The following is a 21,861-nucleotide window of genomic DNA, read 5'->3' as shown; positions in this document are numbered from 1 at the left end:
GCCGCTCCGTTCACGGTTTCATCGGCGGGCGGTGAACAGGAAGTTGCGCGGGAAGCCCTCGACCTCGCGGGGGAGCGGCTCCCACGGCCAGCGGCCGAAGGACGCGCCGGGCTCGCCGGGGCACAGGACCTCGGCGGGCTTCCAGCCGCACTCGGTGAGGAAGTCCTCAGGCCGGTCGGTGCCGAACAGCCACGGGCAGCCGTCCTCGGTGAGCCTGCGCAGCCCTTCCCGGGAGAACTCGCTGACCATCGACTGGTGGCTGAGCAGGTCCCCCGCCAGGACGTCGCCCGGCGAGGACAGCTCCGCCGCGGTCGCCGCCAGCGTGCGGGCGTCCCGCTCGGGCAGGTAGAGCAGCAGCCCCTCGGCGATCCACAGGGTGGGCTCCCCGGAGCTCCAGCCGGCCGCCCGCAGCGCGGACGTCCAGTCGCCCGTCAGGTCCGCCGCGACGGTCCTGCGCCCGCAGCCGTGCCGGGCGCCGAGCGCGGCCAGCTCCTCGTCCTTGGCCTCCAGCAGGGCGGGCCGGTCCACCTCGTACACGACCGTGCCGGGCCGCCACGGCAGCCGGGCCGTCCGGGTGTCCAGGCCCGCCGCCAGAAGGACGACCTGTCCGGGCGCCCGGGCGGCGACCTCGTCCAGGTAGCGGGTGCGGATCGCGATGAACTCCTTGACCCCCGGGTTGCCGTAGCGCTCCAGGAGCCGGAAGCCCTCCTCCCCGGCCAGGCCGGCGGCGTACGGGTCGGTGAACAGCGCGTCCGGCAGGCCGGACTCGTGGGCGCGGACCGCCGCCGTCCAGCGGGCGGTGGCCGAGACGGCTTCCTGTCTCATGTCTGTCATGAGGCCTCCTAGCGGCTCTGTACCTGGGAGAGGACGCGTCGCATCGACTCGGGGAAGCGGGCCGGGACGAGGTGGCCGTCGGCGCCGGCGGTGACGCAGGCGATCCGCTGCTCTCCGGTGGCGACGAGCTCCTCGCCGCCGTCGGGGAGCTGCCGCCAGTACTCGAACGTCATCACCGACTGGGTCTGGCCGAGCTCGCCCTGCCGCATCCGGACCACGACCTCGTCGAACACCCGCAGCTCGCGCAGGTAGTCGCAGTGGCAGCTGACGGTCAGCAGCCGGACCCCGTCGGCGAACCCGGCGACGACGTCGGGCGTGTAGTCCCGCAGGAACAGCTCGCGGGCCCGGCCCTGCCACCGGATGTAGTTGACGTAGTTGACGTTGCCGAGCAGATCGGTGTCCTCGATGGTGACGATGTGCCGGTACTCGTAGGCGTCGCCCATCAGCGGGTCTGCCCTTCCGCCGGGCCCTCGGAGGTGAGGACGGCCAGCACGACGGGTTCGGCGACGTCGCGCAGCCGGGTGGCGAAGGTGAGGATGCGCTGGTCGCCGCAGCGCAGCCCGGCCCAGCCCCCCTCGTTCACCGAGTCGAAGGTGACCGGGGTCTCGACCGGCAGCCCGGCCTTGACCACGCACTCCCCGGCCGACCACACGCGGGTCGCGGAAGCGTCGAGGCTCTCGCCGGATTCTTCGGCGATGGTCTCGGCCAGGGCGAGCCGGTCGGGGCCGAGCAGGCTCGCCCAGTCCCGGCTCTCGACGAGTTCCAGGTCGACGCCGGGGACGGCCGCCGCGACCGTGACGCCGGCCCGGTGCGACACCGAGACGGTGCGGCCGGAGTCCACCTCGGGCTTGCCGTCGGGCCGCCAGGCGACCTTGGTGCCCGCGCCGAGCAGGCGCTTGAGCATCAGTTCGCTGGCCTCGCGGCGTTCGGCTCCCTCGGGGTCCCGGTCGAGCATGATCCGGCCGGACAGTCCCTGGTCGATGAGCGCCTGCTCCAGGTAGGAGCCGAGCAGCATCGGCACCCAAACCGCCGGGACCTCGTACTTGCTGACGAGCTGGGTGGTGAAGCCCTCCCAGGTCTCGATGATCCGGCCGTCGGGGCCGGCGACCTCGACGTCCCACTCCTCGTCGTCGAACCGGTGCCGGACGTGCACCGTCGCCGGGGCCGAACCGGTCGACGGGCCGGGCACCAGCCGCCGGATGCCCGCCGGGATCGCCAGGACCGTCGGGCCGCACGTCTGGATCGGCTGCATGTAGGCGTCGCGCGCGGCCGGGTCGCCCAGCAGCAGCGTGGACGGCAGGTAGCGGCCGAACCACGCGGCGCCGGTGCCGGGCAGCAGGCGGCTCGTCGCGAGCTGCGCGCCGGTGCGGTGCACGCTCTCCACCAGCTTGAACCGCGGCCCGTGGAAGAGCATCGGCCCGTACAGGTCGGTGGCCGGGTCGAACGCCATCGCCGGGAGTTCGGCGTCAGCGGGGTCGGCGAACCCGAGCGGCCGGAGGCGAGTGCTGGTCTGGGGGGCGACCCCCAGACCCCCGAGGGCCGGTTCGGCCGATCCTCGCTTCGCTGCGGTCGTCCGAACCGGGGCCGAGAAGTCACAGACCGCCCGGTAGTGGTCGAGCTGGAACCGGGTGGTGCTGGACCGCACGACCGTGGTGACGCGCCCGGGGGCGGTCACCAGGGCGGCGACCCGCAGCGTGATCTTCTCGTCCTCGCCGAGGACCACGGCTCGCAGGAACTCGACGTCCTCCAGGACCGGAACGGCGTCCGTGCCGAGGACGCCGGCCGCGGCCTGCGTCATCGCCTCGATGCCGACGGTGCCGGGCAGCACCGCGTTGGTCCCGCCGCTGAACACGTGCTCGGCCAGGTAGGGGTCGTTGGCCCAGCTGAGCTCGGAGTCGGCGACCAGCTCGATGCCGGGGTAGAACACCCGCGGCTGCTCCAGGAAGCGCAGCAGCGGCAGCTCGTCGGAGCCGAACCGCACGGTCGGCATCTGCCCGAACCGGCCGGTGACGACCGCGACGACCGGCGCGTCCGGGTCGGCGACGAGACCGCGCAGCATCCCCACGCCCTGGTCGGGGGTGATGGTGTGGACGCCGACGCGGGAGAGGTTCTCCACCGAGCCGAGCCGCTCGCCCATGCCGACGCCCGACCACAGCGACCACTCCACCGCGCGGCAGCGGGTGTGCGGCAGCCTGGCGGACAGCTCCTGGACGAGGTCGCTCTGCCACTCGTTGGCGACGGCGTAGTGGGCCTCGCCGCGCAGCCCGGCCCGTCCGGTGATGCTGCCGAAGGAGACGAGCAGCTTCAGCGTGTCGTGGTCGACGGCGTTCAGGACGGCTTCCAGGCCGGTGACCTTCGGGTCGATGGTCCGCCGGTAGTCGTCGTCGGTGAGTTCCTCCAGCAGCTTCGGCACGTTGCCGCCCGCCCCGTAGAGCACGGCGGTGACCTTGCCGAGGACCTCGCCGATCTCCTGGACGGTCGCGGCGACGGCGGCGCGGTCGGTGACGTCGACGCGGAAGTACCGCGCGGTCACCCCGGCCGATTCCATGCGGGCCAGGTTGGCGGCGAGCTCGTCGTCGGCCGCGGGGTCGGACCGGCCGAGCAGGGCGAGCGCGGTGCCGCTCTCGCGGGCCAGTTCCAGCGCGCACTCGGCGGTGATGCCCTTGCCGCCGCCCGCCACCAGCGTGACGTCCCCGGCGCCGATCGGCAGGTCCGTTCCGGCGAGTTCGACCTGCTGGAGGACGGGCTCGGTGCGGGTGCCGTCGGCGGCGTAGGCGACCTCGCGGAACCCGTCGGTCGCGACCGCCTCGGCGACGATCCGCTCGATCCGCCCGGGCAGCGCGGGGTCGGCGGTGACGACCGCCGTGGCGACCCAGGGCGCCTCCAGGTGCAGGGTCTTGCCGAACCCGGCGGAACCCGGCCCCTCCTGGACGATCACGCAGCGCGTCACGTCCTTGTTCGCCAGCACCGCGTCGGCGGCCTCGCGCAGCAGGTCCAGCCGCTCGGGTCCGGCGGCGGGCACGACGGCGACCACGCCCGACCCGCAGGCGGCGGCCTCCAGCGCCTCGGCCAGCGCCGGTCCGGCCGGGTGCGCGCCGACGAGCCGCCACGTGCCGGGCGTGCGCATCGCGCTGCGCGCCGGGGCGTCCAGCTCGCGCCAGTCGATCGCGAACGCCTCGACCCAGGTGTCCACGCCGGGCGGGACGATCTTGGCCGCGGCCTCGGCCGAGTCCTCGGCGACGGCCTCGCCGGTCTCGACGAGCTGGGTGAGGGTCTCGGCGACCTGCCCGAGCGTGGCGGTCGCGTAGCCGGTCGGCGCGGCGGGCCGGTCCAGGCCGAGCCGCTTCATCGCCTCGCCGACGATCTGCCCCACCACGATCGAGCTGAGGTGCAGGTCGTCCAGGAACTTGCTGTCGGCCCGCACCGACTCCAGCGGGAACTCGGCGAACTCGGCGACCATCTGCCGCAGGAGCAGCAGCGGGTCGGTGGTGTCGTCGTCGGCCGAGGCCGCGGCCCCGGCCTCCGCGGGAGAGGGAGCCGTGCTCACCAGCAGCGCCGGGTCCACGTCGGGAGTGGTCTCGCACGGGTTGGCCAGGAAGTGCGGCTTGGCCTCGGGGTCGAACGGGCGGCTGAACCGGCCGGAGAACAGCTCGCCGATCTGCACGCCCGCGCCGAGCGCGAACGCGGCGCCGAGCGTCTGCAGCAGCCCCGCCAGGGACTCCTCGTCGGTGCGGGTCGCGATGGCCGGGACGTCGGTGATCTCGCGGGCCAGCCCGGTCAGGACCTGGCCGGGCCCGACCTCGATGAGCAGGTCGGCGTCCTTCGCGGCCTCCGACAGCGCCTCGGTGAACCGGACGGGCGCGGTGATCTGCTCGCGCAGCAGCTCCCCGGGGTCCTCGGCGACGGCCGCCGCGGTGACCGTCGAGACGACCCGGCGGCGCACCGGCCCCGGCTTCTCCTCGGCCAGCCGCGCGGCGAACGCGTCGGCGGCGGGGGAGACCAGCGGCGAGTGGAAGGCGTGCGAGACCGGCAGCCGCACCGCGGACAGTCCGGCCCGGGTCGCGGCGGCCACCACGCGGGTGACGGCCTCGGACGGGCCGGAGACGACGGTCTGGCCGGGGGAGTTGTAACCGGCGACGACCACCGGCTCGCCCTCGAGCAGCGGCGTGACGGCGGAGGCGTCGGCCGCGATGCTCGCCATCGCGCCGCCGCTCTCCGACAGTTCGCTCATCGCCCTTCCCCGCGCGGCGGCGATCCGCAGCAGCGCGGCCTCGTCGTAGGAGCCGCCCCAGTGCAGCGCGACGAGCTCGCCGAGGCTGTGCCCGACCGCGGCGCGCGCCTGGATCCCGAACCTGTCGAGCAGCCGCAGGCCCGCGACGGAGGCGGTGACGATCCGCGGCTGGGCCACGGCCGTGTCGACCTGGTCGCCGCCGGTGGGCAGCGCGGCCCGCTCGTACAGCTCCTCGATCTCCTCGAACCGGCGGCGGGCCGCGCCCCCGGAGGCGTTGCCGCCCGAGCCCTGGCCCGGGAACATCAGCACCACGCGCGGCAGCTCGCCGAGCGTTCCGACGAAGACGCCGCCCAGCGGGTCGAGGTGCCGTTCGGCTCCGGCGAGCGAGGCGACCCGGCGGAGCCGGTCGGCCAGCTGGCGCGGCGTGCTCGCGACGACGGCCGCGCGACGCGTCTTACGGCTGAGTTTCCCCGCGAGGTGCGCGGCGAGGTCGGGCAGCTCGGCGCGGGACATGCCCTCGGCGACGGCCGACAGCGAGGCCGCGGCGGAGGCGAGCTCGTCGGCGGTGTCGGCGTCCAGGCAGAACAGCTCGGTGTCCTGCTGCGAGCTGAGGATCGTGCGGGTCCGCCCGTCGATCCGGGGACGCGAGGGACGCGCGGATTCCACCACCACATGCGTGTTGATGCCGCCGAAGCCCATCGCGCTGACGCCCGCGCGCAGCGGCGCGCCCTCCGGCCACGCCTCGCCCTTGGACAGGACCCGCAGCGACGGGGTGCCCTCGGTGAGGATCGGGTGGGGCCGCTCGCAGCCGGTGGTCGGCGGCAGGACCCCGTGGTTCACGGCCTGGACGGCCTTGATCAGGCCGGCCACGCCGGCGGCGGCCTTGGTGTGCCCGATGTTGGCCTTGATCGAGCCGATCACGGCCGGGGGAGCGGACGGGTCCGCGGCCTTGCGGGCGTCGCTGATCGTCTGGAGTTCGGCGGCGTCGCCGACGGCCGTGCCGGTGCCGTGGCCCTCGAAGTACGGCACCTCCTCGACGCCGAAGCCGGCGCGCCGGTAGGCCCGGTCGATGCAGATGCGCTGGCCGTCGCTCTCGGGCCGGGTGATACCGCCCGCGCCGTCGGAGGACATGCCCCAGCCGTTGACGATGCCGTGGACGCGGTGGCCGCGCGCCAGCGCGTCCTCCTCGCGCATCAGCACCACCATGCCCGCGCCCTCGCCGGGCCAGAACCCGGCCGAGCGCTGGTCGTACACCCGCATGTCGTCGGTGGCCAGCGCCCCGGCGCGGGAGAAGCCGATCAGTTCGTTCGGGTCGATGCTGATGTCCACGCCGCCCGCGACCGCCACGTCCATGTCCCGGGAGATCAGCGCGTTGCAGGCGGTGATGAGGGACAGCAGGGACGAGGCGCACGCCCCGTCGACGGTGTAGCCGCCGCCGTTGAAGTCGAAGTGGTTGCAGACGCGCCCCGCGATCGTGTTGGCCAGGCCGCCCGCGAGGTAGTCGCCGTCCGGCACCGGGAAGGGCGCCTTGTAGTCGTGCTCCATCCGCCCCAGCAGGTCGGCGAGGTCCTCCCGGCCGACCTTTCCTTCCAGGGCGTTCGCGACGATCCGCCGGACGTAGGGCCAGCGCAGCCGGATTCCGGCGGCGCGCTGCCCCTCGCCGGTCAGCGAGTTGCCGATGACCACGCCGGTGGACTCCAGCGGCGCGCCCCTGCCGTCGGGGAAGCCCGCGTCGGCCAGCGCCTCGGCCGCGACCTCGAGGGCCAGCCAGTGCACCATGTCGGTGTTGCGGTAGGTGGTCCCGGCGACCTTGAAGCGCAGCCGGTCGAACTCCCAGTCGCGCAGCAGCGCGGCCTCGGTCGAGTAGAAGTGGTCGGGCGCGGACTTGTCGGCCGACCAGTAGTCCTCCATCCGGATGCGCTCGGGCGGGAGGCGGCGGAAGGAGCGCCGCCCGGCGAGGGCGTTCTCCCATAGTTCGGCGGGACTGCCCGCATCCGGGAAACGGCAGGCCATGCCGATGATGGCGATACGAGAAGACAAGGAGACTCCAGGAAATCCAGGCAAGGGGTACGGAAGGCCGCGTCAGCGGCCGAGACGGTGCAGGGCGTTCACGCGCATCGCGCGCAGCAGCGCGGGAGGCGAGACGAACTCCTTCACGTCGATGAGCCGGCCGGCGAACCGCTGGTGGTGCCGCGCCGCGGCGGCGTCCCTGGCGGCGGCGGAGAGCAGGAGCTTTTCGAACGGGTTGAACGGGCGGACGGAGGCGTAGTCCTCCATCAGCTTGTGGTGGCCGTCGAGGGCCGAGCGGTGCGCGCGCCCGTACTCCTCGAGCCCCTCGCCCGGCCCCCGGACGGAGGCCTCGGCGAGCCACTGCGCGGACTGCAGGGCCCAGCCGATGCCCACGCCCCACACGGGGTCGGTGGCCAGCGCCGCGTCGCCGACGAGCGCGAGGCCGGGGCGGTGCGGCTTGCGGTAGACGTTGGGCAGGTCGAACGTGCCGATCACCTTGGACACCCGCTCGCCCTCGTCGATGGGCGGAGCGTCGGGCAGCGCGCGGATGAAGCGCTCGTAGGAGCCCTCCATGTTGCGCCGGAAGTCGGCGGAGTGCTTCTCCTTGGCGGGGGAGCAGGCGACCACGGTGATGTCGCCGTCGTTGGGGAAGGCGAAGGCGGTGTCGGGGTCGAGGAACCAGACCCGGCTGGGCGCCGGGGGCAGTCCCCGGTACCGGGCGAAGAATCCGAGCCGGTTGTTGGCGCTGACCCGGGCGGGCAGGCCGCTGTGCGCGGCGACGGTGGATCCGCGGCCGTCCGCGCCGACGGTGAGCCGGGCGGTGATGGTCCGCCCGCCGGTGCGCACCCCGGTGATCCGGCCGTCCTCCTCCAGCAGGCCGGAGACCTGCTCGCCGAGCATCAGGTCGACGCCCGGCGTCTCGGCGGCGGCCCGCCGCAGGACCGGGTCGAGCGTGGAGCGGCGGACGTTGATCCCCTGGGGAAGCGGAGGGCCGCCCGGCTCGGGCCGAGGCCGGATCCAGCCCCAGGGCGTCCACAGTTCGGTGACGTGCTGCCGGGCCCCCGCGGCCTCCAGTTCCGGCAGCACCCCCAGAGTCTTCAGGACGGGCAGGGCTCCGGGCTGGAGCGTGTGGGTGCACAGCACCTTGTGGGCGTCCATGGTGGTGCGCTTCTCGAGCAGCGCGACCCGCGCGCCCCGCGCCGCGAGGAGCATCGCGGCCGCGCAGCCCGCCGTGCTCGCCCCCGCGACCACGACGTCGTATTCGTCGGACAAAAAGCTCTCTCCCCGATGCGTTACTCGTTGGTAGGAGCCAGCCTGCCGGGTGTGATCTTGTCCGGTCCAATACTCATTGAGTACTGGCCGGTAATACTGTGCCGGTATGTCAGTTGATCTTCGTCTGATGCGTTACGTGATCGCGGTCGCCGACGAGGGGGGCTTCCAGAACGCCGCGCGGAAGCTGAACATGGCGCAGCCCCCGCTGAGCCGGCAGATCCGGGACCTGGAAAGACAGCTGGGGGTGACGCTCTTCGAACGCAGGCCGACCCGGCTCACCGAGGCCGGCCGGCAGTTCGTCGCCAGCGCCCGCAGGATCGTCGAGGACGCCGACCGGCTCGTACGGGAGCTGGGCCGGGGCGAACTCGCCGAACTGACGGGCACCGTGCGGGTGGGCTACCTGCCCGCCGCGGGCTTCGACACCATCCCGATGCTGGAGCGGGCCGTGGCCGGGGAGCACCCCGGCATCGTGCTGGAGGCGGTCAAGCACTGGGCTCCCGACCGCGCCCTCCTGGACGGGGAGGTGGAGGCCGTGCTGACGCGCTGCGCGCCCGACCACGCCCGGCTGGCCCGCCGGACCCTCCGCAAGGAGCGCCTGGTGGCGCTGCTCCCCGCCACCCATCCCAAGGCGAACGCCGGCGGGATCGCGCTGCGCGACCTGCGCGGCCACACCTTCTGCTACTTCCCCCGCCGCCGCGCCCCCGCCTACCACGACGCCGTCCTGGAGGCGCTGTCCAGCACCGGTGAGAGCTTCACGGTCTGGGAGAACCCGATTCCCAACGACCCGCTCAACTTCACCGTCATCCCCTCCTCGACCGTCCCCCACGTCCCCGACGGCCTGGCCGCGGTCCCGATCACCGACCCCCTCCCGGACTTCGACCTGGAACTGCTGTGGAACGCCCGCGCCGCCGACCCCGTGACCGAGGCCTTCGTGGAGGCGGCCCTGCGCCTGGCCCACCGGGAGGGCTGGATCGAAGGGGGCCCCTGGGAGTGAGAAATCCGGTTTCCTCGCCGCGATCCTCACGGAAGACTGGGGCGATGACCGAACTGCGGCTGCCCGAGACGAGCCTCGTCCTGCTGATCGGAGTGTCGGGGTCGGGCAAGTCCCACTTCGCGGCCCGGCACTTCAAGCCGGGCCAGGTCGTCTCCTCCGACCACTGCAGGCTGGTGGTCGCCGACGACGAGAACGACCAGTCGGCGACGGGCGATGCGTTCGACCTGCTGCACTACATCGTCGCCACGCGGCTGCGGCGGGGACTGCTCACGGTGGTGGACGCCACGAACGTGCAGCCGAAGTCCCGCGAGGCGCTTCTGCGGATCGCCAAGGACCACGACGTGCTCGGCGTGGGCGTCGTCCTGGACGTGCCGGAGGCGGTGGCCAGGGCCCGCAACGCGCTGCGTCCCGAAAGGCAGCTCCCGGACCACGTCATTCCCAGGCAGCGACGCGAGCTGCGCCGGGGGATGCGAGGGCTCGGACGGGAGTTCAAACGGCACTACGTGCTGCGCGACGAGGCCGAGATCGACGCGGTGACCGTCTCCTATGAGAAGTCGTGGACGGACAAGCGCGAGCTCACCGGCCCGTTCGACCTCATCGGCGACGTCCACGGCTGCCGCGCCGAACTGGAGCGGCTGCTCGAGGAGCTGGGGTACGAGCTGCGCCGGGACGAGCGGGGCCGGCCGGTCGGCGCGCACCACCCGTCCCGCCAGGCGGTCTTCCTGGGCGACCTCGTGGACCGGGGCCCCGACACGCCGGGCGTGCTGCGGCTGGCGATGGGCATGGTCGGCGACGGCGACGCCCTGTGCGTCCCGGGAAACCACGAGAACAAGCTGCTGCGCGCTCTGCGCGGGCGGAAGGTGACGGTCTCGCACGGTCTCGCCGAGTCGCTGGAGCAGCTGGAGGCCGAGTCCGAGGAGTTCCGCGACGAGGCGGTCCGGTTCATGGACGGGCTCGTCAGCCACTACGTCCTGGACGGGGGCCGGCTCGTCGTCGCGCACGCCGGGCTCAAGGAGGAGTACCACGGCCGGGCGTCCGGCCGGGTGAGGTCGTTCGCGCTGTACGGGGAGACGACGGGGGAGACCGACGAGTACGGGCTGCCCGTCCGCCACCCGTGGGCCGGCGAATACCGGGGCAGGGCCATGGTCGTCTACGGGCACACCCCGGTGCCCGGACCCGAGTGGATCAACAACACCCTGTGCGTCGACACCGGGGTGGTCTTCGGCGGCAGGCTCACCGCGCTGCGCTACCCGGAGAAGGAACTGGTCTCCGTCCCGGCCGAACGGGTCTGGTACGAGCCCGTCAAGCCGTTCCCCACCGCGGACGAGCGGCCCGGCGGCACCGCGTCCGGAGCCGAAGGAGCGCACCGGGAGCTCGACACCCTGCACATCGACGACGTCCTCGGCGCGGGCGGGGTCGAGACCGCGCTGCTCGGCAGGGTCGCCGTCCGCGAGGAGAACGCCCTGGCCGCGCTGGAGGTGATGAGCCGGTTCGCGGTGGACCCGCGCTGGCTGGTCTACCTGCCGCCGACCATGGCCCCCGTGGCGACGTCCGGGCTGGAGCGGTACCTGGAGCACCCGGCGGAGGCCTTCGCCGCCTACCGCGCCCAGGGCGTGGGCCGCGTCGTCTGCGAGGAGAAGCACATGGGCTCCCGCGCGATCGCGGTCGTCTGCCGGGACGAGGAGGCCGCCCGCGCCAGGTTCGGCGTCGACGACGGCACCACCGGGGCCGTCTACACCCGGACGGGCCGGACGTTCTTCTCCTCCGCCGACCTCACCGAGGAGTTCCTCTCCCGGGTCCGCGCGGCGGCGACGAAGGCCGGCCTGTGGGCGGAGTTCGACACCTCCTGGCTGGTGCTGGACTGCGAGCTGCTGCCGTGGTCGGCCAAGGCCAAGGAGCTCCTGCGCGTCCAGTACGCGGCCACCGGCGCGGCCGCGCGCACCGCGCTGCCCGTCGTCGCGTCCCTGCTGGAGCGGGCGCGGGACCGCGGAGTGGAGGTGACCGCGCTCCTGGAGCGCGTCTCGGGAAGGGAGGGCAACGCCGCGCTCTTCCGCGACGCCTACGCCCGGTACTGCTGGCCGACGGACGGCCTCGACGGGGTGCGGCTGGCGCCCTTCCAGCTGCTGGCCACCGAGGGCCGCTCCCACCTGACGACCGGGGCTCCCGGCGACCTCGACCACCGGGCCCACCTGGAGCTGGCCGACCGCCTGGCCGCGGCGGACCCGTCGGGGCTGATCCGGCCCACCGCCGCGCGCTTCACGGACCTGGCGGACCCGGCCTCGGAGGCCGCCGCCACCGACTGGTGGCTGTCCCTGACCGAGGCGGGCGGCGAGGGCATGGTCGTCAAGCCCCTGGACGCCGCCCCCGGCACGGGCCCGGACCGCCGCGACCTCGTCCAGCCGGGACTGAAGGTCAGGGGCCGGGAGTACCTGCGCATCATCTACGGGCCCGACTACACCGACCCGCACCAGCTGGACCGGCTGCGCGGGCGGTTCCTCGGCCGCAAGCGCTCGCTCGCCCTGCGCGAGTACGCGCTGGGCGCCGAGGCCCTGACCCGGCTGGCGGAGGGCGCTCCGCTGTGGCGGGTGCACCAGGCGGTGTTCGGGGTGCTGGCGCTGGAGTCCGAACCCGTCGACCCCCGCCTCTGACCGGGGAGACGCGAAGGGCGGCGCCGGCGGGCGCCGCCCTCGAAGTGCGATCCGGAGGCCGGGAGGATCCCGGGGGGATCAGGTGGAGAAGAGCATGCCGAAAAGGCTGCCGCCGTGGTGGCGGTGGTGGCCGGGGTAGTGGTGCACCACCTGCTGGGGTGCGGGGGCGCCCCAGCCGGGGGCCGCGGCGGGAGGCGGCGGCGCGGCCTGGCGCCACTGGCTCTCGACCCGGGCGAGGGTCTCCAGCTCGCCGTAGTCGAGGAAGATCCCCCGGCACATCTCACACTGTTCGATGTGGACTCCGTTGCGGTCGAAGGTCCGCATCGTGCCACGGCACTTCGGGCACTGAAGCATTTCGCCACCTTTCCAGCACGGCTCCTGCCGTGACGGGCGTTTTTGTTGGCACCCTACGCCATCGTCAGACGGCGAGACCGCCAATTCGGTCACACGTGTCGATAAGGGCTGATTCGTAAGGATCGAGCAGCCTGTTCTCGTCCACAGCATGTGAGACGCAGCGGGCGGCCGTTTGGATCGCCAGAGCTCTGGCGGGAATATCCAGTTTCTCCCAGGGGTCCTCGCCGAGGTCGATCCCGCCGTGCTCCCGGTAGGCGCCGAGGAAGCGGGACCAGGCCTCCGGCTGCAGCACCCCCGCGGCGAACAGGGCGGCCGGGCGGGCCAGGTCCCAGACGGGATCGCCCCGGCCCAGGTCGTCCAGGTCGATCAGCCGCCAGGTGCCGTCGTACCGCACCAGCTGGCCCAGGTGGAAGTCCCCGTGCACCAGGCGGGGCGGCCGCGCCGGCTCGGGGAACGGAGGCAGGGAGGCGTAGGCGCGGCGTACCGGAGCCGTCGCCGGATGCTCCTCGGGAAGGGGCCGGGAGAGCACCTCGCGGACCTTCGCGGGAGCGCCCTGCTCGGGCAGGCCCGGCGGGAGCGGCCGCGCGTGCAGATCCGCCAGCAGCCGGGCCGCCTCCTCCCAGGGCGCCTTCTCCGGGTCCGCCGGATCGACCGTCTCCCCAGCGGGCCAGACGGACACCGTCCGGCCTTCGATCTCCTGCGGCCCGGCGAGCGGGGCCAGCAGCAGGTCGGGATGGGAGGAGGCGACGGCGAGGCGCGCGGCCAGGTCCGCGGCGGGCCGGTGCGACTTGACCACGACCTCACCTACGCGCACCACCAGAACGTCGGTCCGATGGTAGAGAATGACGGGATCGCCGACTCCGCCCGCGTCCCGGGCGACTTCGAAGAGGAGTTCCCGCACGGGGTCCAGTCAACCATTCCGCCGTATACCGTGAAGGGAACACCGCGGAATCCCGGTTAATGGCAAACAAGTCATGACACACTGGGCCCGACTGTGTCATATCGTAACCTGGGGGAAGTGATCGACTACTTTGAGTGGATCACTCGCGGGCTCGCTGGTGTGCGGGAAGCCTCGCTGAGTAAGCTCCCCCGAACTGTCCCTCTGCCTAGGAGTTGAAGAGATAGTGCCCGGTCGTCGAGAACCGGAGGGCGCGGCTCTGTCCATCGCCCGCGGTGCCGGACCCTGGCTGGTTCCGGGGTTGGTCGGAGCGGCGGGCGCCGTTCTGCTGAGCCGCAGGTCACGGTACCGCGCCCTGGTGGGCGCCGCCGCGGCGGCCACCGCCGCGGGCCTGACCTGGTTCTTCCGTGACCCGCCCCGCCACGGCGAGGGCAGGGTCCTGTCCGGCGCGGACGGGAAGGTGCAGAGCATCGACCCCTGGCCCGACGGGCGGACCCGGGTGGCGATCTTCATGAGCCCCCTCGACGTCCACGTCAACCGGGCGCCCATGGCCGGAAAGATCATCTCGGTCGAGCACGTCGCGGGCGGCCACGTCCCGGCGTTCGACAAGGAGAGCGACCGCAACGAGCGGGTCGTGTGGCGGTTCGAGACCGAGATCGGCGAACTGGAGTGCGTCCAGATCGCCGGGACGGTGGCCCGCCGGATCGTCCCCTACCTGGAGGAGGGGGACACGGTGGAGCAGGGAGAACGCCTCGGCCTGATCCGCTTCGGCTCCCGTTTCGACGTGTACCTTCCGCCCGGGATCAGCCCGGCGGTCGTCGTCGGTCAGAAGACCAGAGCCGGTGAGACGCGACTTGTCAGCGGTTGAGCCGGAGGCCGTGCCCGCAGAACGGCTCTCTCCCGCCGACTTCCTGACCCTGGGCAACGCGCTGTGCGGGATCGCGGCGCTGCGCAGCATCATGGTGCAGGGCGACTTCCGGGGCACCGACAGCCGGTTCTTCGCCGGCGCGGTCCTGCTCATGCTGATCGGGGCGATCTGCGACCTGTTCGACGGGCGCATGGCCCGCCGCTGGCGCAGCACCCCCTACGGCCCGCACCTGGACAACCTCGCCGACGTGATCACCTTCGGTCTGGTCCCCGCCGCGATGACCCTGGCCTGGGCCGGGTTCGAGACGGAGTGGGCGATGCCCGCGCTGGCGGCGTCGGCGGCGTTCTTCCTGGCCATCGTGGTCCGGCTGGCCCGGTACGTCACGGCGGCGCCCGAGCCGGGGATCTTCCGCGGCATGCCCGCGCCGCTGTGCGCCTTCACCGTGGTCTCGATCATCGTGTTGTCGCCGCCGATCCCGGTGGCGCTGGCCGCGATCGCCTGCGTGGCGGCGCTGGCGATCAGCCGGCTGCCCTTCCCCAAGCCCAGCAGCCGCACCCTCGCCGGGATGATGGTCGCCTGGGCGGTCGTCGGCGGCTGCTCGGTCGTGGCCTGGGCGGCGGGCGTGCCCGGCGGCGGCGAGTGGATGCGCTTCACCGCGGCCACCGAACTGCTGGCCGCCTGCACCCTCCCGGTGATCATGCTCAAGCTGCGCCGGGCCATGCGGGTGGCCCGCGCCGTCCCGCACACCAGGCGCCGGACGCTGCGCCGTCCCCGCAGGGTGAACGTCCGCGTTCGCCGGCGCGCCGGCGAACGGGTGAAGACCCGGCACTGACCTCCGCGTCACCCCCCGCTCGACCCTTCGCCCCGGCCTCCCGGCCGGGGCGTCTTCTTTCTCTTCGGAGGCCGTCATCGACGCCATCGACCTGGTGGGAGAGCACACGATCCTGTCCGTCGTGGTCGGGTCCCGCGCCTACGGTCTGGACACCGCCGGCAGCGACGTCGACCGCAGAGGCGTCTTCGTCGCGCCCACCGAGCTGTTCTGGCGGCTGGACAAGCCCCCCACCCATCTGGACGGCCCGCTCCCCGAGCAGTTCTCGTGGGAGGTCGAGCGCTTCTGCTCGCTGGCGCTGGAGGCCAACCCCACCGTCCTGGAATGCCTGTGGTCGCCGCTGGTGGAGAAGGCCACCGGCACGGGGGAGGAACTGCGCGACCTCCGTCCGGCCTTCCTGTCCCGCAAGGCGCACCGGACGTTCCTGCGCTACGCCGAACGGCAGTTCCAGCGCTCCTCCTCGGGCGAGGGGGAGGGGGTCAAGTGGAAGCACATCATGCATCTGCTGCGCCTGCTGCTCTCCGGCCGCCACCTGGTGGAGACGGGGGAGCTCCTCGTGGACGTCACGCCCTACCGGGAGCGCCTCCTCGCGGTCCGGCGGGGCGAGGTGCCGTGGACGGAGGTCACCTCCTGGCGCGGGGAACTGATGGACGGACTGGACGCAGCCCTGGAGTCCTCCCCGCTCCCCGAGGCCCCCGACCGCGCCGCCGTCGAGGACTTCCTGGTCTCCGTCCGGAGGGCCGCCCTGTGAACCCGACCGGGATGCCAGACCTGCCCGAGGACGTCTGCCCCTATCCCCGCGTCTTCGTGACGGTCAGCGGGGCGCATCTGTACGGCTTCCCCTCCGTGGACTCCGACCTGGACCTCAGAGGCGTCCACGTCCTGCCCGCGGAGGAGGTGGTCGGACTCGTGCACGGGCCCGAGACCCTCACCTGGATGTCGGAGGACCGGCAGACCGACCTCGTCACCCATGACCTCCTCAAGTTCTGCGTCCTGCTGCGCAAGCGGAACGGCTACGTCCTGGAGCAGCTGCTGTCGCCCCTGGTCCTGGAGACCACGCCGGTCCACGAGGAACTGGCCGCCCTGGCGCCGGGTCTGATCACCCGCCACCACGCCCACCACTACCTGGGATTCGCCCGCACCCAGTGGCGGCTGTACGGGAAGACGGGGGAGCTCAAGCCCCTGCTCTACACCTTCCGGGTGCTGCTGACGGGGATCCACCTGATGAGGACGGGCGAGGTCCTCTGCGATCTGAACGTGCTGGAGGGCGGCCCCGCCTACCTGCCCGAGCTGATCGCGCTGAAGCGCGCCGCCGAGCACGTCGCGGCCCCCGACCGCGATTTCGCCCCCGACGTGGAGGCGCTGACGGCCCGCCTGGAGGAGGGGCGCGACTCCTCGTCGCTGCCCGAGCATCCCGAGGACGGCGGCGCCTTGCACGATCTGGTCGTCCGAATCCGGCTACGAGGAATGGCGAGTCGGCTCCCGTAGTTATGATTGAATGTTCAAGTACTAACGGGGAGAGTCATCATGGGCAGGATGCCGGCGCTGTACCTGAGCCACGGGGCGCCCCCGCTGGCCGACGACCCGCTGTGGCCGGGCCAGCTGGCCGCGTGGTCGGCGGAGCTGCCCCGCCCGTCCTCGATCCTCATGGTCTCCGCGCACTGGGAGAACGCGCCCCTGGCGATCGGCGCGACCGAGACCGTGCCGCTGGTGTACGACTTCGGGGGATTCCCCCGGCACTACTACGAGGTCCGGTACCCGGCCCCGGGCGCGCCCGAGCTGGCGGCCAGGGTCCGGGGGCTCCTCGGCGGGGGAGTCCAGGACGTGCCCGACAGGGGCCTCGACCACGGGGCCTACGTGCCGCTGGTCGAGATGTACCCCGAGGCCGACGTCCCCGTCCTGCAGATCTCGATGCCCACCCTCGACCCGGGGCGGCTCTACGAGCTCGGCCGCAGGCTCGCCCCGCTGCGCGACGAGGGCGTACTGATCGTCGGCAGCGGGTTCTTCACCCACAACCTGCGCGGCCTGACCCCCGGCGCGCCCGCCGACCACGCCCCCGGCTGGTCCAGGGAGTTCGACGCCTGGGGCCGGGAGGCGCTCTCCGCCCACGACGTGGACGGGCTGTTGGACTTCCTGCACAAGGCCCCGGCGGGGAAGGTCGCCCACCCCCGCACCGAGCACTTCGCCCCGCTCTTCGTCACCCTCGGCGCGGGCGAGGACGACCTGCCCACCCACCGCTCCGTCATCGACGGGTTCTGGATGGGCCTGTCCAAACGCTCCCTCCAGCTCGGCTGAGCGGAGGACCAGTCCAAGTCCATCGGGCCCGTCCGGGCAACGGGCCCGGTGGACCTTCCCCTCAGGGGACGCGGGTGGGGTCTTGGGGTGCGGCGGGGCGGGAGGCGGAGCGCAGGGCGGCGTCGACGGCGCGGGGGGAGAGGATGTGGTCGAGGATCATGGTGGCGCAGCCGAGGAGGCCCGCGTCGTCGCCCAGGAGGCTGGGCTCGATGCGGAGGCGGCGGGTGGCCACGGCGGCGGCGCGCTGGTAGACGGTCTCGCGGACGCCCGCGATGAGGTTCTTGCCCGACAGGTCGCCGCCCAGGACGACGAGGGCGGGGTTCAGCACGTTGACGGCGGCGGCGATCACCTCGCCGATGCGGCGGCCCGCCTCGCGTAGGACGGCCACCGCCTCCAGGTCGCCGGCCCGCGCGAAGGCGGCCAGTTCCGGCAGGTTCGCGGCGCGGCCGCCGAGCTGGGCCAGCAGGGCGGCTCCGCCCGCCAGCGTCTCGACGCATCCCACGGTGCCGCAGCCGCACAGCAGCCCGTCGGGGACGGGGATGTGCCCGATCTCCCCGGCCGAGCCGTAGGCCCCGCGCTGAAGGCGGCCGCCGGAGACGATGCCGGCGCCTATGCCGGTGGAGGCCTTCACGAACAGCAGGTCGTCCACGTCGTGGCGGAGCCGGTGCTCGCCCAGGGCCATGACGTTGACGTCGTTGTCCAGGTGCACGGGGACGGGGTAGCGGTCGGCGACCGCCGAGACGATCGCCTCGTGCTCGGCCGCGGCTCCGGGTACGGCGATGCCCACGCCGAGCACCGGGCCCCGTTCCATGTCCCGCCACAGGTCGAGCACGGCTCCGATCCCGGCGTCGGGCCCGCCGTCCACCCCGACCGGCTCCTGGTGCAGGATCGTGCCCGCCAGGTCGCAGACGGCCAGATGGCCGTGGGTGTGGCCGAGCGAGGCGACCAGGACGGTGCCGCCCGCGCCGTTGAACTCCAGCCGCGCCGCGGGCCTGCCGCCGCTCGACACGCCCGGGCTCTCCAGCACCAGCCCGGCCTCGAGCAGCTCGTTCACCCGCTGTCCGATCACCGGTCGCGACAGGCCGGTGAACCGGGCGAGCTCCGCGCGGGTGCGCAGCTCCTCCTCCCGGATGAGGCGCAGGATCTCCCCGCTGGTCGCGGCAACTCCGCTCACTCTCGGCATTCTTCAAGTGAACCATGTCCAGACGGTCACTTCCGCGTGACTTTTGTAATTTTGCCTACTTAAGTCAACCTAGATCTCTTGCTAAGGTAGGGATCCGGTTCACCTATCTGCCCCGGGAGTCGTTCCATGACAGCCGTGCACCCGGTCGTCGCCCGTGTCACCGAGCGGATCGTCGCGCGCAGCGCCGCCGGCCGCGCCGAGTATCTGGCGCGCGTGGCCGAGGCCAGGGCCGAGGGACCCGCGCGAGGAGCGCTCGGCTGCGGCAACCTCGCCCACGGCTTCGCCGCCTGCGGCCCGGAGGAGAAGGCCGCGCTGCGCGGCACGAGCAGGCCGAACGTCGCGATCGTCACCTCCTACAACGACATGCTCTCGGCGCACCAGCCCTTCCGGACCTACCCCGAGCGGCTGAAGAAGGCGATCCTGCTGGCGGGCGGCGTCGCCCAGGTCGCGGGCGGCGTCCCGGCCATGTGCGACGGCATCACCCAGGGCCGCGCCGGCATGGAGCTGTCGCTGTTCAGCCGGGACGTGGTCGCCATGTCCGCCGCGGTCGCGCTGTCCCACGACATGTTCGACGGCGTGCTCATGCTCGGCGTCTGCGACAAGATCGTGCCCGGGCTGGTCATCGGGGCGCTGGCCTTCGGGCAGCTCCCGACGGTGCTGGTGCCCGCGGGGCCGATGGGCTCCGGACTGCCCAACGCCGAGAAGGGCCGCATCCGCAAGCTCCACGCCATCGGCGAGATCGGCCGGGACGAACTGCTCGACGCCGAGGCCAAGTCCTACCACTCGCCCGGCACCTGCACCTTCTACGGCACCGCCAACAGCAACCAGATGCTCATGGAGGTCATGGGCCTGCACCTGCCGGGCGCCAGCTTCGTCGCCCCGAACACGCCGCTGCGCGAGGCGCTCACCGACGAGGCCGGGCGCCGGATCGTGCAGGGCGTGCCGCCGGTCGCCGAGATCCTCGACGAGAAGGCATTCGTGAACGGCGTCGTGGCCCTGTTGGCCACCGGAGGCTCCACCAACCACACCCTGCACCTGCCCGCGATGGCCGCCGCCGCCGGAATCGAGCTGACCTGGGACGACTTCGCCGAGCTGTCCTCGGCGACCCCGCTGCTCACCCGGATCTACCCCAACGGCGGCGCCGACGTGAACCACTTCCACGCCGCGGGCGGCACCGGATTCCTCATCTCCGAGCTGCTGGACGCCGGGCTGCTGCACGAGGACGTCACGACCGTCACCGGCGAGGGGCTGGACGCCTACACCACGGTGCCCGTCCTCACCGAGACCGAGGGCCTGCTGTGGAAGCCCGCCCCGGAGGCCTCGGGGGACGAGGACGTGCTGCGGCCCGCCGCCCGCCCGTTCTCCGCCGACGGGGGCCTGCGCATGGTCGAGGGCAACCTCGGCCGGGGCGTGGTCAAGGTCTCCGCGGTCAAGCCCGAGCACCGGGTCGTGGAGGCCCCCGCCCGGGTCTTCTCCACCCAGGAGCAGATCCTCGCGGCCTTCGACGCCGGCGAGTTCGACTCCGACGTGGTCGTCGTCCTGCGCTACCAGGGCCCGCGCGCCACCGGCATGCCCGAGCTGCACAAGCTCACCCCGCCGCTGTCGGTGCTGCAGGACCGCGGCATCAAGGTCGCGCTGGTCACCGACGGGCGCATGTCCGGGGCGTCCGGGGCGGTCCCCGCCGCCATCCACCTGACGCCCGAGGCCGCGGCGGGCGGACCGCTCGCCCGGATCGCCGACGGCGACGTGGTGCGCTTCGACGCCGACTCCGGCAAGCTCGAGGTCCAGGCCGACCTCGACGGCCGTCCCGCCGTCGGCGCCGCGCCCTCCCGCCGGGAGTGGAGCGGCACCGGCCGCGACCTCTTCGCCGCCTTCCGCGCCTCGGTGGGCCCGGCGGAGCGGGGCGCGTCCGTCTTCTGACCAACTGGTGACTTCCCCGCGGGCCCGGCGAAAGCGGAGGGGCTCAGCCGGTTCCGCGGGGAGAGGCATCCTCGCGGGGCGGCCGTGGCGGAGGGGCCGCGACCGTCCCGCGAGGAGACAATTCGCTGTGAGCGCCGTGAGCGCGCCGCCGTGGCAGAGGGGCCACGGGGAAGGCGTGCCGCGGGCTCCGACACGCAGACCCGAGGAATGAACATGCGGACCCTGGACCTGATGAAGCTCGCACCCGTGGTGCCGGTCGTCGTGCTCGACGACGTGGACAGCGCGGTACCGCTGGCCCGCGCGCTGGTCGCGGGCGGCCTGCCGGTGATCGAGGTGACCCTGCGCACCGGGGCCGCGCTGGAGGGCATCCGCCGGATCGCCGCCGAGGTCCCCGACGCCGTGGTCGGCGCGGGCACCGTCGTCACGCCCTGGCAGGTGGAGGAGGCCGCGGGAGCGGGCTCCCGCTTCCTGGTCAGCCCCGGCTGCACCGACGCCCTGCGCGCCGCGATGACCGGCAGCGGGCTGCCCTTCCTCCCCGGGGTCTCCACCGTCTCGGAGGCCATGGCACTGCTGGAGCACGGCGTCACCGAGCTCAAGTTCTTCCCCGCGAAGGCGGCGGGCGGCGCGCCCTTCCTCAAGGCGCTCTACGGTCCGATCCCGGGCCTGTCCTTCTGCCCGACCGGCGGCATCACCCTGGATTCGGCGCCCGGCTTCCTCACCCTGCCCAACGTGCCCTGCGTGGGCGGCTCCTGGCTGACCCCCGCCGACGCCGTCGCCTCGGGCGACTGGGCGCGGATCGAGAAGCTCGCGGCCGAGGCCGCGTCCCTGGCGGACCCCGTCACGGCCTGAGCGGCCTCGGCGGGGCTGGGGGCCTCAGGCTCTCAGCGAGGCCGGCGTCCTCAACACGGCCGGGGGCCTCGGTGTGGACGGGGGCCTCGGCGGGGCCGGAGGCCTCAGGCTCTCAGCGAGGCTGGCGGCTTCAACACGGCCGGGGATCTCGGCGGGGCTGGGGGCCTCAGGCTCTCAGCGAGGCCGACGGCCTCAGCGCGACCAGATCCGGCGCAGGTGGCGGAAGAGCAGGCCGAAGAGCAGGGCGAAGAACAGGATCCTCACCAGGGTGAAGAGGAGCGGGGTGCTCGTGATCAGCGCCAGCGGGATGAAGACCACGAGGACCAGCGTCAGCGCCGCTCCGAAGAGGCGCGGCCTCCCGGGGTGACGGCGGTGGCGGAGGTCTCCGCCCCGCCGCGCCGTGGCGGGGAGCCACGGCGGGGGACCGGGCAGGTCCCGGACGACCTCCGACAGGTCGTGCTCGGTCCTGGCGGCCAGGGCGCGGTCCAGGCGTTCCTCGAGTTCGTCCCCGTCGAGCCGGCCCTCGGCGTAGTGCCGCTGCAGGGCCTCGGTCACGGCCGTGCGCTCGGTGTCCCCGACCCGGAGATCGGGGCGGGCGCCGCCGTCGACGGGCCACCCGCGCTGCTGGGCGGCCGCGATCCATCGCTGGGGTCCCTGGTGGCGGTCGTGGCGCATC

At 73.3% G+C, this 21,861-nt stretch carries 17 protein-coding genes; 9 read left to right on the top strand and 8 right to left on the bottom strand.

What is annotated here, in order from left to right; all coding sequences use genetic code 11:
• Positions 1–18 precede the first annotated feature (18 nt).
• Genes ABD327_RS17775 through ABD327_RS17760 form a run of 4 tightly spaced genes read right to left on the bottom strand, consistent with a single transcriptional unit; the run spans position 19 to position 8,347 of the window.
• On the bottom strand, positions 19–834 hold the full coding sequence (locus ABD327_RS17775) for a class I SAM-dependent methyltransferase (RefSeq protein ID WP_344451529.1): 816 nt from the start codon (positions 832–834) through the stop codon (positions 19–21).
• An 8-nt stretch (positions 835–842) separates the two neighbouring features.
• The gene (locus tag ABD327_RS17770; protein WP_344451528.1) at positions 843–1,277 is read right to left on the bottom strand and encodes an acyl-CoA thioesterase; all 435 of its coding nucleotides are present in this window, start codon (positions 1,275–1,277) and stop codon (positions 843–845) included.
• Positions 1,277–7,105: a type I polyketide synthase gene (locus ABD327_RS17765; protein ID WP_344451527.1), complete on the bottom strand. Its 5,829-nt coding sequence runs from the start codon at positions 7,103–7,105 to the stop codon at positions 1,277–1,279. The genes ABD327_RS17770 and ABD327_RS17765 overlap by 1 nt, the downstream gene beginning before the upstream one ends.
• Before the next feature lie 42 nt (positions 7,106–7,147).
• Positions 7,148–8,347 (bottom strand): NAD(P)/FAD-dependent oxidoreductase, encoded by a 1,200-nt coding sequence (locus ABD327_RS17760; protein ID WP_344451526.1) that lies wholly within the window; start codon positions 8,345–8,347, stop codon positions 7,148–7,150.
• A 127-nt stretch (positions 8,348–8,474) separates the two neighbouring features.
• Between ABD327_RS17760 and ABD327_RS17755 the strand changes: the two genes are divergently transcribed.
• Together ABD327_RS17755 and ABD327_RS17750 are read left to right on the top strand one after the other, a co-directional pair.
• Positions 8,475–9,341, top strand: coding sequence for a LysR family transcriptional regulator (locus ABD327_RS17755; protein WP_344451525.1), 867 nt, complete (start codon positions 8,475–8,477; stop codon positions 9,339–9,341).
• Positions 9,342–9,385: 44 nt separating this feature from the next.
• The gene (locus tag ABD327_RS17750) at positions 9,386–11,989 is read left to right on the top strand and encodes a polynucleotide kinase-phosphatase (RefSeq protein ID WP_344451524.1); all 2,604 of its coding nucleotides are present in this window, start codon (positions 9,386–9,388) and stop codon (positions 11,987–11,989) included.
• A 78-nt stretch (positions 11,990–12,067) separates the two neighbouring features.
• Here ABD327_RS17750 and ABD327_RS17745 read toward each other — a convergent pair whose 3' ends face one another.
• Together ABD327_RS17745 and ABD327_RS17740 are read right to left on the bottom strand one after the other, a co-directional pair.
• Entirely contained in the window at positions 12,068–12,343 is a 276-nt protein-coding gene (locus ABD327_RS17745; RefSeq protein WP_344451523.1) for a TFIIB-type zinc ribbon-containing protein, read from the bottom strand.
• Positions 12,344–12,407: 64 nt separating this feature from the next.
• Positions 12,408–13,244, bottom strand: a complete 837-nt coding sequence (locus ABD327_RS17740; protein WP_344451522.1) for a phosphotransferase — start codon at positions 13,242–13,244, stop codon at positions 12,408–12,410.
• Positions 13,245–13,467: 223 nt separating this feature from the next.
• Here ABD327_RS17740 and ABD327_RS17735 point away from each other — a divergent pair, with 223 nt between their 5' ends.
• The 5 genes from ABD327_RS17735 to ABD327_RS17715 all read left to right on the top strand — a co-directional run bounded on the left by ABD327_RS17735 (position 13,468) and on the right by ABD327_RS17715 (position 17,233).
• Entirely contained in the window at positions 13,468–14,109 is a 642-nt protein-coding gene (locus ABD327_RS17735; protein WP_344451521.1) for a phosphatidylserine decarboxylase, read from the top strand.
• Entirely contained in the window at positions 14,096–14,941 is an 846-nt protein-coding gene (locus ABD327_RS17730) for a CDP-alcohol phosphatidyltransferase family protein (protein ID WP_344451520.1), read from the top strand. Before ABD327_RS17735 ends, ABD327_RS17730 begins: the two co-directional genes overlap by 14 nt.
• A 94-nt stretch (positions 14,942–15,035) precedes the next feature.
• Positions 15,036–15,689, top strand: a complete 654-nt coding sequence (locus ABD327_RS17725) for a nucleotidyltransferase domain-containing protein (protein WP_344451519.1) — start codon at positions 15,036–15,038, stop codon at positions 15,687–15,689.
• Between the two features lie 11 nt (positions 15,690–15,700).
• A complete protein-coding gene (locus tag ABD327_RS17720) occupies positions 15,701–16,426 on the top strand; it encodes a nucleotidyltransferase domain-containing protein (protein ID WP_344451518.1) in 726 nt (241 codons plus the stop codon).
• Positions 16,427–16,465: 39 nt separating this feature from the next.
• Positions 16,466–17,233 carry a dioxygenase family protein gene (locus tag ABD327_RS17715; protein ID WP_344451516.1) on the top strand — a complete coding sequence of 256 codons (768 nt, stop codon included), beginning with the start codon at positions 16,466–16,468 and terminating at the stop codon, positions 17,231–17,233.
• A 61-nt stretch (positions 17,234–17,294) separates the two neighbouring features.
• Here the strand turns inward: ABD327_RS17715 and ABD327_RS17710 are convergent, their stop codons facing one another.
• The gene (locus tag ABD327_RS17710) at positions 17,295–18,416 is read right to left on the bottom strand and encodes an ROK family transcriptional regulator (RefSeq protein WP_344451515.1); all 1,122 of its coding nucleotides are present in this window, start codon (positions 18,414–18,416) and stop codon (positions 17,295–17,297) included.
• 126 nt (positions 18,417–18,542) lie between these two features.
• On the opposite strand from ABD327_RS17710, the gene edd reads away from it, so the two are divergent.
• Entirely contained in the window at positions 18,543–20,336 is a 1,794-nt protein-coding gene (gene edd / locus ABD327_RS17705) for a phosphogluconate dehydratase (protein ID WP_344451514.1), read from the top strand.
• Between the two features lie 213 nt (positions 20,337–20,549).
• Positions 20,550–21,185: a bifunctional 4-hydroxy-2-oxoglutarate aldolase/2-dehydro-3-deoxy-phosphogluconate aldolase gene (gene eda / locus ABD327_RS17700; RefSeq protein WP_425547137.1), complete on the top strand. Its 636-nt coding sequence runs from the start codon at positions 20,550–20,552 to the stop codon at positions 21,183–21,185.
• A 192-nt stretch (positions 21,186–21,377) separates the two neighbouring features.
• On the opposite strand, the gene ABD327_RS17695 is transcribed toward eda, so the two are convergent.
• On the bottom strand, positions 21,378–21,860 hold the full coding sequence (locus ABD327_RS17695; protein ID WP_344451512.1) for a DUF1707 SHOCT-like domain-containing protein: 483 nt from the start codon (positions 21,858–21,860) through the stop codon (positions 21,378–21,380).
• Position 21,861 lies beyond the last annotated feature (1 nt).

It is taken from the genome of Actinocorallia aurantiaca (assembly GCF_039533685.1).
Classification (GTDB): domain Bacteria; phylum Actinomycetota; class Actinomycetes; order Streptosporangiales; family Streptosporangiaceae; genus Actinocorallia; species Actinocorallia aurantiaca.
The sequence above is the reverse complement of the archived record's forward strand: the minus strand, read 5'-3'. Positions and strand labels throughout refer to the sequence as shown.

Excerpts from the sequence above, each read along its gene's own strand:
- ABD327_RS17775 (WP_344451529.1), bottom strand. The coding sequence starts at position 834 with ATGACAGACATGAGACAGGAAGCCGTCTCGGCCACCGCCCGCTGGACG.
- ABD327_RS17770 (WP_344451528.1), bottom strand. The coding sequence starts at position 1,277 with ATGGGCGACGCCTACGAGTACCGGCACATCGTCACCATCGAGGACACC.
- ABD327_RS17755 (WP_344451525.1), top strand. The coding sequence starts at position 8,475 with ATGCGTTACGTGATCGCGGTCGCCGACGAGGGGGGCTTCCAGAACGCC.
- ABD327_RS17750 (WP_344451524.1), top strand. The coding sequence starts at position 9,386 with ATGACCGAACTGCGGCTGCCCGAGACGAGCCTCGTCCTGCTGATCGGA.
- ABD327_RS17745 (WP_344451523.1), bottom strand. The coding sequence starts at position 12,343 with ATGCTTCAGTGCCCGAAGTGCCGTGGCACGATGCGGACCTTCGACCGC.
- ABD327_RS17720 (WP_344451518.1), top strand. The coding sequence starts at position 15,701 with ATGCCAGACCTGCCCGAGGACGTCTGCCCCTATCCCCGCGTCTTCGTG.
- ABD327_RS17715 (WP_344451516.1), top strand. The coding sequence starts at position 16,466 with ATGGGCAGGATGCCGGCGCTGTACCTGAGCCACGGGGCGCCCCCGCTG.
- ABD327_RS17710 (WP_344451515.1), bottom strand. The coding sequence starts at position 18,416 with ATGCCGAGAGTGAGCGGAGTTGCCGCGACCAGCGGGGAGATCCTGCGC.
- edd (WP_344451514.1), top strand. The coding sequence starts at position 18,543 with ATGACAGCCGTGCACCCGGTCGTCGCCCGTGTCACCGAGCGGATCGTC.
- eda (WP_425547137.1), top strand. The coding sequence starts at position 20,550 with ATGCGGACCCTGGACCTGATGAAGCTCGCACCCGTGGTGCCGGTCGTC.
- ABD327_RS17695 (WP_344451512.1), bottom strand. The coding sequence starts at position 21,860 with ATGCGCCACGACCGCCACCAGGGACCCCAGCGATGGATCGCGGCCGCC.